General features: G+C 76.8%; 1 protein-coding gene. It reads right to left on the bottom strand.

Annotation, left to right across the window (positions count from 1 at the left end; all coding sequences use genetic code 11):
- Window positions 1–3: 3 nt before the first annotated feature.
- Window positions 4–11,457 (bottom strand): SDR family NAD(P)-dependent oxidoreductase, encoded by an 11,454-nt coding sequence (locus tag ACIA5A_RS07860; protein ID WP_396757766.1) that lies wholly within the window; start codon window positions 11,455–11,457, stop codon window positions 4–6.
- Window positions 11,458–11,488 lie beyond the last annotated feature (31 nt).

The raw sequence follows: 11,488 nt of genomic DNA, 5'->3' as shown, positions 1-11,488 counted from the left end.
CGGTCAAGACGTCTCCAGCTCGCGGTCGATCAGGTCGAAGATGTTCTCGGTGGTGGCCGACTCCAGGTCGCCGTCGTCGGCGGACGCCTCCCGCGCGGTCAGCCGGTCCAGCAGGCCGTGCAGCCGTTCGGTGACGCCGCGGAACGCCTCGTCGTCCGGGTCGAGGCCGGCCAGCGCCGCCTCCAGCCGGTCGAGGTCCCGCCCGACGCCGGCGGCGGGGTCGGCCGCGCCGTCCGGGACGGCGATCCGCGTGGCGAGGTGGGCGGCGAGCGCGGCGGGCGTCGGGTTGTCGAAGACGAGCGTCGCCGGCAGCCGCAGCCCGGTGGCCGCGCCGAGGCGGTTGCGCAGCTCGACCGCGGTGAGCGAGTCGAAGCCGAGTTCCCGGAACGCGCGGTCCGGCTCGACCGCGGCCGGGTCGCCGACGCCGAGCACCACGGCGACGTGCGCCAGCACGAGGTCCCGCAGCGCCCGCTCGCGCTTCTCGCCGGACAGGCCGCGCAGCGTCTCCGCGTACGCCGGGCCGCCGGCCGCCTCGGTGACCGCGCCGCGACGCGCGCCCGCCCGGACCAGCGCGGTGAGCAGCGGGTGGATCGGACCGCCGGCGCCCTTCGTGCTGATTTTGGCGGGCATCAGCGTGGGCCGCTCGGAACGCCAGGTGGCGTCGAACAGCGCCAGCGCCTCGTCGTCGGTGAGCGCCACCAGGCCGCTGCGCTCCAGCCGCCGCCGGTCCACCGTGCCGAGGTGGCCGGTGATGCCGCTGGCGGTGGCCCACAGGCCCCAGACCAGGGAGACCGCCGGCAGGCCGGACGCGCGCCGGTGCTCGGCGAGCGCGTCGAGGAACGCGTTGCCGGCCGCGTAGTTGCCCTGCCCCGGGCCGCCCATCAGGCCGGCGGCGGCGGAGTAGAGCACGAACGCGGTCAGCTCGTGGTCGCGGGTGGCGCGGTGTAGGTTCCAGGCCGCGTCGACCTTGGGGCGCAGCACCGCGGCGAGCCGGTCCGGGGTGAGCTTCTCGACGGTGGCGTCGTCGACGACGCCCGCGGTGTGCACCACGGCGCGCAGCGGGTGCCGCCGGTCCACCAGGGACAGCACGTCGGCGACCGCGTCCGGGTCGGCCAGGTCGGCGGCGACGAGTTGCACCTCCGCGCCGCCGGCCTTCAGGTCGGCGAGCAGCTCGTCGGCGCCCTCGGCGTCCGGGCCGCGCCGGCTGACCAGCAGCAGGTGCCGCGCTTCGTGCGCGGCGACCAGGTGCCGGCAGAGCAGCGCGCCGAGCGTGCCGGTGGCGCCGGAGACCAGGACGGTGCCGTCGAGCCGGGGCGCCGGCGGGATGCTCAGCGTGAGCTTGCCGACGTGCCGGGCCTGGCTGAGGAAGCGGAACGCCTCGGGCGCTCGGCGGACGTCCCAGGTGCGGCGGGGCAGCGGGCGCAGCGCGCCGGCGGCGAACAATGCCATCAGCTCCGCCAGCATCCGCCCGACGACGGCCGGGCCGGCGGCCATCAGGTCGAAGCCCTGGTAGCTGACGCCGGGGTGGTCGGCGGCGACCTGGGCCGGGTCGCGCGGGTCGGTCTTGCCCATCTCGACGAACCGGCCGCCGCCGTCGAGCATCCGCAGCGACGCGTCCACGTACGCGCCGGCGAGCGAGTTGAGCACCACGTCGACGCCGCGCCCGTCGCGGCGGGCCCGGAACTCGTCGACGAAGTCCAGCGAGCGTGAGGAGGCGATGTGCGCGTCGTCGAGACCGGTGCCGCGCAGCACCGGCCACTTGCCGGGGCTGGCCGTGCCGTAGACCTCGGCGCCGAGGTGCCGGGCGATCTGCACGGCGGCCATGCCGACACCGCCGGTGGCGGCGTGCACCAGCACCGACTCCCCGGCGGTGAGCCGGCCCAGCTCGACCAGCCCGTACCAGGCGGTCAGGAAGACCACAGGCACGCCGGCGGCCTCCGCGTAGGACCAGCCGTCCGGGATGCGGGTGACCATGCGGTGGTCGGTGACCGCGACGGTGGCGAACGAGCCGGCGAAGATGCCCATCACCCGGTCGCCGGGCTTCAGGTCGGTGACGCCGGGGCCGACCTCGCGGACCACGCCGGCGCCCTCGCTGCCGAGCACCTCCTGGCCGGGGACCATGCCGAGGGCCAGCACCACGTCCCGGAAGTTGAGGCCGGAGGCGCGCATCTCGACCGCGACGTGCCCGGCCGGCACCGCGCCGGCCTCGACCGGCACCGGCAGCAGCGCCAGGTTCTCCAGCGTGCCCTTCTCGGTGACGTCGAGCCGCCACGGCTGCTGGTCACCGGGCGGGGTCAGCACGCCGGTGTCCCGGGCCCGGACCAGTCGGGGGGTCAGGGCGGCGCCGTCGCGGAGCGCGAGCTGCGGTTCGCCGGACGCGAGCGCGGCGGGCACCGCGTCGGGTGTGGCGGCGGCGTCGTCCAGGTCGAGCAGCGTGAACCGGCCGGGGTGTTCGGACTGGGCGGAGCGGACCAGCCCCCAGACCGCGGCGCGGGCCGGGTCGCGGGGCGCCTCGCCGGGCGCGGCGGCGACCGCCCCCCGGGTGGTCAGCACCAGTCGGGCGTCGGCCAGCCGCGGTTCGGCAAGCCACCGCCGCACCAGCGCGAGCGTGTCGCGGGCGGCGGAGTGGGCGTCCGCGTCCACCCGCTCCGGGTCCGGGACGGGACCACCGCGCAGGTCGACCACGATCTCCGGTACGTCGTCGTCGCCGTCCACAGCGGCGAGCAGCGCGTCCAGGTCGGGGTGGACGCTCACCCGGTGGCCGGCGGCGGTCAGCGCCCCGGCCAGGTCGGCGTGATCACCACCGGCCCGGTCCTCGGCGGCCTGGCCGTCCCGGGCCGGGTCGTCGGCGGCCTCGCCGGCGCGGGCCGGGTCGGTGCGCTCGCCGGTGAGTAGCGCCCAGCGGGCCGGGGCGGCGGCGGTGTCGGTGGCCGGTAGCGGCGTCCAGTCGAGGTGGAACACGGCGGTGCGGCGCAGCGCGGCGACGCCGTCGTCCTGGCCGGCGGCGACCGGGCGGAAGGTCAACGACTCGACGGTGGCGACCGGGCGACCGGCCGGGTCGGCGAGCGTCACGGCGACCGTGTCGGGGCCGAGCGAACGGATCGTCACCCGCAGTCGGGTGGCGCCGTGGGCGTGCAGGGTGACCGCGCGGAACGTGAACGGCAGCCAGCCGCTGCCGGCCTCGGCCGGCGTGCCGAGCAGCGCGGTGGGGCCGGTGGCGTGCAGCGCGGCGTCGAACAGGGCCGGGTGCAGGCCGAACCGGGACGCGTCGGCGGCCTGCGCGTCGGGGAGCGCCACCTCGGCGTACACCTCGTCGCCGTGCCGCCAGACGCGGTGCAGGCAGCGGAACGCGGGACCGTAGGTGAGGCCGGCCTCGGCGGTGCCGGCGTACCAGGCGTCCAGGTCCGCGTCGACCTCGACGGCGCCGGCCGGCGGCCACTCCCCCGGTCCGGGTGCGGGCTCGGGAAGCTGCGGCAGCAGCAGGCCCTCGGCGTGCCGGGTCCAGTCGGCGTCGCCGTCGTCGGCGGGGCGGGAGTGCAGCGTGACGGCCCGTTCGCCGGTGTCGCCGGGCGCGCCGACGCGGACCTGCACCTGGACCGCGCCGGTGGCAGGCAGCACGAGCGGGCTGATCAGGGTGAGGTCGCCGACCTGACCGGCGTCGACCTCGTCGCCGGCCCGGATCACCATGTCGGCGAGCGCGGTGCCGGGGACGACAACGGTACGGCCGACGACGTGGTCGGCGAGCCACGGGTGGGTACGCGTGGACAGCCGCCCGGTGAGCACCACGGTCCGGTCGTCGGCGACCGGCAGCGCGGCGCTGAGCAGCGGGTGCCCGGCGTCGTGGAGGCCGGCGGAGGCGACGTCGTGCGCGGGTCGGGCGGTGGTGGTGAGCCAGTACCGCTTCCGGTCGAACGCGTACGTGGGCAGGTCGACTGTGGTCGCGGGGGCGAGGACGCGGGTCAGGTCGACGGGCAGGCCGAGGGTGTGCGCGGCGGCCAGGCTGGTCAGCAGCCGGGTCGCGTCGTCGTCACCCCGGCGCAGCGTGGACAGCGTGTGCCCCGCCGTGTCGGTGTCGTCGAGGATCGCGGTCACCGGCATCGTGAGCACCGGATGCGCCGACACCTCCACGAACGTGTGGTGCCCGGCCGCGATGGCGGTGCGTACCGCCTGCTCGAACCGCACCGGTTGGCGCAGGTTCGTGTACCAGTACTCCCCATCCATGCCCTGCGGGTCAGCCCAGTCCCCGGTCACCGTGGAGACCATCCGGGTGTGACCCGCCTGCGGCGACAACCCCGCCAGGTCGGTGAGCATCCGCTCGCGGATCCGCTCTACCCCCGGGTTGTGCGAGGCGTAGTTGAACGGCACCGGCTTCGCCCGCACCCCCTCGACCTCCCACCGCTGACGCAGCTCGGCGAGCGTCTCGGGCGGCCCGGACACCACCACGTGACCGGGACCGTTGAGCACCGCCACCACCGTGCCGGGCACACCCTCGACGCGCGCCTGCACCTCATCGGCGGGCAGATCCACCGCCAGCATCCCGCCGGAACCCGCCAGGGTGGACAGCGACCGCGCCCGCAGGATGACGGCCTTCGCCGCGTCGTCCAGCGACAGCACCCCGGCCACGCACGCGGCGGCCATCTCCCCCTGGGAGTGCCCGATCACCAGCGACGGCTCCACACCCGCCGCCCGCCACACCTCCGCGAGAGACACCCCGACCGCGAACAGGACCGGCTGCAACACCTCCACCCGGTCCAACCAGGCGTCATCGTCACCGGTCAACACCGACACCAGATCCACGTCCAGGAACGGCGCGAACGCCCGCTGACACTCCGCCAGACGCGCGTCGAACGGCGCACACCGGCCCACCAGACCGGCAGCCATCCGCACCGACTGACCACCCTGACCCGGAAACACGAACACCGGACCCGCACCGTGCTCGGCGACCGAACCCGTCACCGCGTTGCCGGCCGGAGTCCCCGACGCCAGCGCGTCCAGCGCCGTCAGCAGCTCGTCGCCGGTCGTGCCGACCACCGCGGCACGGTGCGCGAACACCGACCGGGTGGTGGCCAGGGACCAGGCCACCGCCGCCGGGTCCAGGTGCGCGCCGGCGCGCAGGTGGGCGGCGAGCCGGGCGGCCTGCGCGGCGACGCCGGCCCGGGTACGCGCCGACACCGGCCAGAGCCGGACGTCGGCGTCCACCAGGCCCGGGGCGGCGGACGCCGGCCCGGGGTCGGGCTCGTCCGCCTGCTCGATGACCACGTGGGCGTTGGTGCCGGAGATGCCGAACGACGACACCGCCGCCCGACGCGGACGGTCCACCGCCGGCCAGGGCCGCGCCTCGGTGACCAGCTCCACCGCGCCGCTCGACCAGTCGATGTGGGGCGACGGCGCGTCCACGTGCAACGTCGGCGGCACGACGCCGTGCCGCATCGCGAGGACCATCTTGATGATCCCGGCGACGCCGGCCGCGGCCTGGGTGTGCCCGAGGTTCGACTTGATCGACCCGAGCAGTAGCGGTTCGGCCCGCTCCTGCCCGTACGTGGCGAGCACGGCCTGCGCCTCGATCGGGTCACCCAACGTGGTGCCGGTGCCGTGCGCCTCCACCACGTCCACGTCCGACGTGGACAACCCGGCGTCCGCCAATGCCGCCCGGATCACCCGCTGCTGCGACGGCCCGTTCGGCGCGGTCAACCCGTTCGACGCGCCGTCCTGGTTGATCGCGCTGCCGCGCACCACGGCGAGCACCGGGTGACCGTTGCGGCGGGCGTCGGAGAGCCGTTCCAGCATCAGCACGCCGACGCCCTCGCCCCAGCCGGTGCCGTCGGCGGCGGCGGCGAACGCCTTGATCCGGCCGTCGGCGGCCAGCCCGCGCTGGCGGGAGAACTCCACGAACAGCGCCGGCGTCGCCATCACGGTCACGCCACCGGTCAACGCCAGGTCACACTCGCCCCGCCGCAACGCCTGCACGGCCAGGTGGAACGCGACGAGCGAGGACGAGCAGCCGGTGTCCACGGAAACCGCGGGTCCTTCCAGGCCCAGCGCGTACGACACCCGGCCGGACACCACGCTCGCCGCGTTGTCGGTGCCGCCGAAGCTCTCGTCCGGGGCGAGCAGCAGCAACGCGCGGTAGTCCTGCCCGTTGGTGCCGGCGAACACGCCGGTGCGGGAACCACGCAGCGACTCCGGCAGCACGCCGGCCCGCTCGATCGCCTCCCAGGACGCCTCCAGCAGCAGCCGCTGCTGCGGGTCCATGGCGGCGGCCTCGCGGGGCGAGATGCCGAAGAACACCGGGTCGAAGTGACCGGCGTCGTCCAGGAACGCGCCCTGGTCGGTGTAGGTGGTGCCGGCCGACGCCGCGGCCGGGTCGACGAGCGTGTCCGGGTCCCAGCCCCGGTCGGTCGGGAAGCCGCCGACGGTGTCCACGCCGTCCGCGACGAGCCGCCACAACGCCGCCGGGTCGCCGACGCCGCCGGGGAATCGGCAGGCCATCGCCACCACGGCCACCGGCTCCTCGCCGGACCCGACGGCGGCGACAGTGGTCCCGGTCGGCGCCGGGTCGGCGCCGAGCAGCGTGTCCCGCAGCAGCCGGGCCAGCGCCACCGGCGTCGGGTGGTCGAAGACCAGCGTGGTGGGCAGCGGCCGACCGGTGGCGGTGACCAGCCGGTTGCGCAGCTCCACCGCGGTCAGCGAGTCGAAGCCGAGGTCCCGGAACGCGGTGGTGGCCGGGATCGCGGCGGTGTCGGCGTGGCCGAGCACGTCGGCGGCGAGTTCCCGGACCAGGTCGGCGAGCGTCTCCTCGCGGCGGGCCGGGTCCAGGCCGGCGAGCCGGGCCCGCAGCGTCGCCGCCGGGCCGTCGTCGGTGTCGTCGGCCGGCGCGCCGCCGTCGAGCGCGGCCTTCGCCTCCGGTACGCCCTCCAGCAGCGGCCGGCGTCGGGCGGAGGCGTACGCGGGGGCGAACCGGGACCAGTCCACGTCGGCGACCGTGAGCGTCACGTCGTCGTGGTCGAGGGCCTGCCGCAGCGCGCTCATCGCGACGTCGGCGTCCATCGGCGGTACGCCCCGGCGGCGCAGGGCCCGGTCGGAGTCGGCCACGTGCATGCCGCCCTCGCCCCACGAACCCCAGGCGATCGCGGTGCCGGCCAGACCGTCGGCGCGCCGACGCTGGGCCAGCGTGTCCAGGTAGGCGTTGCCGGCCGCGTACCCGGCCTGCCCGGCGCTGCCCCAGGTGGCGGCGATGGACGAGTAGACGACGAACGCGTCCAGTTCGTCGCCGGCGAGCAGGTCGTGCAGGTGGGCCGCGCCGGCCACCTTGCCGGCGGTCACCTCGGCCAGCTCGGCGGCGGTGACGTCGGCGAGCGGGGTGGTCTGCGGCAGGCCGGCGGTGTGCAGGACGGCGCGGATCGGCGGGCCGTCGGCGCGGAGCCGGTCGAGCAGCGCGGCGACGGCGGCCCGGTCGGCGAGGTCGCAGGCGGCGACCGTGACGCGGGTACCCCGCTCGCGCAGCTCGGCGGCCAGTTCGGTGGCGCCGGGCGCGTCCGGTCCGCGCCGGCTGACCAGTGCCACATGCGCGGCGCCGGCGTCGGCGAGCCAGCGGGCGGCGCGCGCGCCGAGCCCGCCGGTGCCGCCGGTGACCAGCACGGTTCCGGTGGGCGTGAAGCGGCGTACCGGGGGGCGGTCGCCGATCGGCGCGCGGACCAGGCGGCGGCGCAGGACGCCGGGGCCGCGCACGGCGAGCTGGTCCTCCCCGTCCGGCGCGGCGAGCAGGGCGGCGAGCCGGCCGGCGGACCGCGCGTCGGGCTCGGCGGGCAGGTCCACGAGGCCGCCCCAGCGGTGCGGGGCCTCCACGCCGACCACCCGGCCCAGCCCCCAGACCGCGCCCTGGGCCGGGTCGGCGCCACGGTCGTACGCGGCGGCGGCCACCGCGTTGCGGGTCACCAGCCACAGCGGCGCGGCCAGGCCGGTGTCGCCGAGCGCATGGGTCAGCGCGAGCGTGGCGGCGAGACCGGGCAGCAGCGGTTCCGCGTCGCTCGGGGCCGTCCAGGACAGCAGCGACACCACCCCGGCGACGCCCGCGCCCGGCTCGACCCCGGCGCCGACGAGCGCGGCCCGATCGGCGTCGGCGTCGGCGAGCGCGGTCCGATCCGCGTCGGCGTCGGCAGGCCGGTCGGCGTCGGCATCGGCGGGCACGGTCCGATCGGCGTCGGCGAGCGCGGCGGCGAGCGCGGTCCGATCCGCGACGGCAGGCCGGTCGGCCACGGCATCGGCGGGCACGGTCCGATTGGCGACGGTGAGCGCGGCGGCGAGCGCGGTCCGGTCCGCGTCGGGCGCCACGGCAAGTGGGCGCACGTCGGCGCCGGCGGCGGCGAGCGCGTCGCGGACACCCGCGACCGCCGGGTCGCCGTCGAGGCCGGCGGGAACCGCCAGCAGCCAGGTGCCGCCGAGCGCGGCGGCGGCCGGTTCGGGCGCGGCCTGCCACTCGACGCGGTAACGCCACCCGTCGAGCTGGTCGTGCTGCTGCTGGCGGCGTCGCCAGCCGGCGAGCACCGGCAGCAGCGTGCGCAGCGACTCGGCGGCCTCGGCGTCGTCGACGGCCAGGGTGTCGCGCAGCGCGTCCAGATCGGCGCGGTCGACGGCGTCCCAGAAGCGGTGGTCGAGCAGGGCGGCGGCGGGAGCCGGGGCGGCCGGCTCGCCGGCCGGCACCCAGTGGTGCTGCCGCTGGAACGGGTAGGTCGGCAGATCGACCAGGCGGGCCGGGTGGCCGGCGAACGCGGGCCGCCAGTCCACCGCCGTGCCGGCGACGTGCAGCGCGGCGAGCGAACGGTGGAACCGGTCCAGGCCGCCCTCGTCCCGGCGCAACGTGCCGGTGACGGTCGCCGCGCCCGGGCCGCCGGTGGCCTCGGCGCTGTCCTGCACCGCCATGGTGAGCACCGGGTGCGCGCTCACCTCGACGAAGGTGCGGTAGCCGGCGTCGACGAGGCTGCGGACCGCGTCGTCGAAGCCGACCGTCTGCCGCAGGTTGCGGTACCAGTAGTCGGCGTCGAGGTCGGCGGTGTCGAGCCAGTCGCCGGTGACGGTGGAGCGGAACCGGACCGTGCCGCCGCGCGGCGTGACGTCGGCGAGGCGGGCCAGGAGCCGCTCGCGCAGCGGTTCCACGTGCGCGGAGTGCGAGGCGTAGTCCACCGGCACCCGGCGGACCCGGACGTCCCGGGACTCGTAGTGGGCGACCAGCTCGTCCAGCGCGGCGACGTCGCCGGAGACCACCACCGCGGTCGGCCCGTTGATCGCGGCGAGGGAGATCCGCCCCTCCCAGCGGGTGATCGTCTCGGCCGCCTCGTCGGCGGTGGTCGCCACGGACACCATGCCGCCGTCGCCGGCCAGCTCCGCGATGACCGTGCTGCGCAACGCCACCACGGCGGCGGCGTCCTCCAGGGTCAGACCGCCGGCGACGTGCGCGGCGGCGATCTCGCCCTGCGAGTGGCCGACCACCGCGGACGGCTGCACGCCGTAGGACTGCCAGAGCGCGGCGAGGGACACCCCGACCGCGAACAGCGCCGGCTGCACCACGTCCACCCGGTCCAGCGACGGCGCGTCCGGCGCGCCGCGCAGCACGTCGAGCAGCGACCAGTCGACGTACGGGCGCAGCGCCTCGGCGCAGGCGGTCAGCTTCTCCGCGAACACCGGCGCGGTGTCGAGCAGCCCGGCGGCCATGCCGACCCACTGCGAGCCCTGGCCGGGGAAGACGAACGCGACCTCGCCCTGCGGCCCGGCGGCGCCGGTGACGAGCGGCGGGGCGGACCGGTCGTCGGCGAGCGCGTCCAGCGCGCCGGTCAGCTCGTCCCGGTCGGCGGCGAGCACCACGGCGCGGTGCTCCAGCGGCGAGCGGGAGACCACCGACGTCCAGGCCACGTCGGCCGGCGCGAGGTCCGGGTCGGCGGCCAGGCGCCGGGACCAGCGTTCGGCCTGCCGGCGCAGCGCGGTCCGGGTCCGGCCGGCGAGCAGCACCGGCCCGGTCCGGTCGGCAGGCGTCGCCGGGGTCGCCTCCTCGGCGGGCTGTTCCAGCACGATGTGGGTGTTGGTGCCGCTCATGCCGAACGAGGAGACGGCGGCCCGGCGGGGCCGGTCCACGTCCGGCCACGGCGTCGTCTCGGTGACCAGCCGGACCGCGCCCGCGGTCCAGTCGACGTGCGAGGTGGGCGCGTCGACGTGCAGCGTGGCCGGGACGGTCCCGTGCCGCATGGCGTGGACCATCTTGATGATCCCGGCGATGCCGGCGGCGGCCTGCGCGTGCCCGAGGTTCGACTTCACCGAGCCGAGCAGCAGCGGCCGGTCCGCGGGCCGGTCCTTCCCGTACATGGCGAGCAGGGCCTGCGCCTCGATCGGGTCGCCGAGCGTGGTGCCGGTGCCGTGCGCCTCCACCACGTCGACCAGGTCGGGGGTGAGCTTCGCGCCGGCCAGCGCGGCCCGGATCACCCGCTGCTGGGACGGGCCGTTCGGGGCGGTCAGGCCGTTCGACGCGCCGTCCTGGTTGACCGCCGAGCTGCGGATCACGGCCAGCACCGGGTGACCGTTGCGGCGGGCGTCGCTGAGCCGTTCCAGCAGCAGCACGCCGACGCCCTCGGACCAGCCGGTGCCGTCGGCGGCCTCGGCGAACGACTTGCACCGCCCGTCGGCGGCCAGCCCGCGCTGCCGGGAGAACTCGACGAACGGTCCGGGGGTGGCCATCACGGTGGCGCCGCCCGCCACCGCCAGCCCGCACTCGCGTTCGCGCAGCGACTGGCAGGCGAGGTGCACCGCGACCGACGAGGACGAGCAGGCGGTGTCCACGGTGATCGCCGGGCCCTCCAGCCCGAACGTGTAGGCGAGCCGGCCGGAGACCACGCTGGCGGCGGTGCCGGTGAGCACGTACCCCTCGGCGTTCGGGGCGCGGTGCAGCACTGCGGCGTAGTCCTGGCCGGACGTGCCGACGAAGACGCCGGTGCGGCTGCCGCGCAGCGACAGCGGGGCCAGGCCGGCGCGCTCGAACAGCTCCCAGGTGACCTCCAGCAGCAGCCGCTGCTGCGGGTCCATGGCGACCGCCTCGCGGGGCGAGACGCCGAACAGCGCGGCGTCGAACTGCCCGGCGTCGGCCAGGAACCCGCCGGCCGCGGTGTACGAGGTGCCGGCGTTCTCCGGGTCGGGGTGGTGCAGCAGGTCGAGGTCCCAGCCCCGGTCGGCGGGGAAGTCGCCGATGGCGTCGCCGCCGTCCGCGACGAACCGCCACAGCTCCTCCGGCGAGCTGATCCCGCCGGGGTAGCGGCAGCTCATCGCCACCACCGCCACCGGCTCGGACTCCTCGGCGGTGACCTCGCGCAGCCGCTGGCGGGTCTGGTGCAGCTCGGTGACGACCCGGGTCAGATACTCCCGCAGCCGGGCCTCGTCCCCGGCCGGTCCGGTGGTGCCCACTGCCGTGTCCGCCATGGTCGATTCCGCTCCCTGGTGTGCCACGCGT

The sequence above is a fragment of the Micromonospora sp. NPDC051300 genome, from assembly GCF_044455315.1.
GTDB classification, from domain to species: Bacteria; Actinomycetota; Actinomycetes; order Mycobacteriales; family Micromonosporaceae; genus Micromonospora; species Micromonospora robiginosa.
This window is presented reverse-complemented; position numbering and strand designations above follow the sequence as displayed.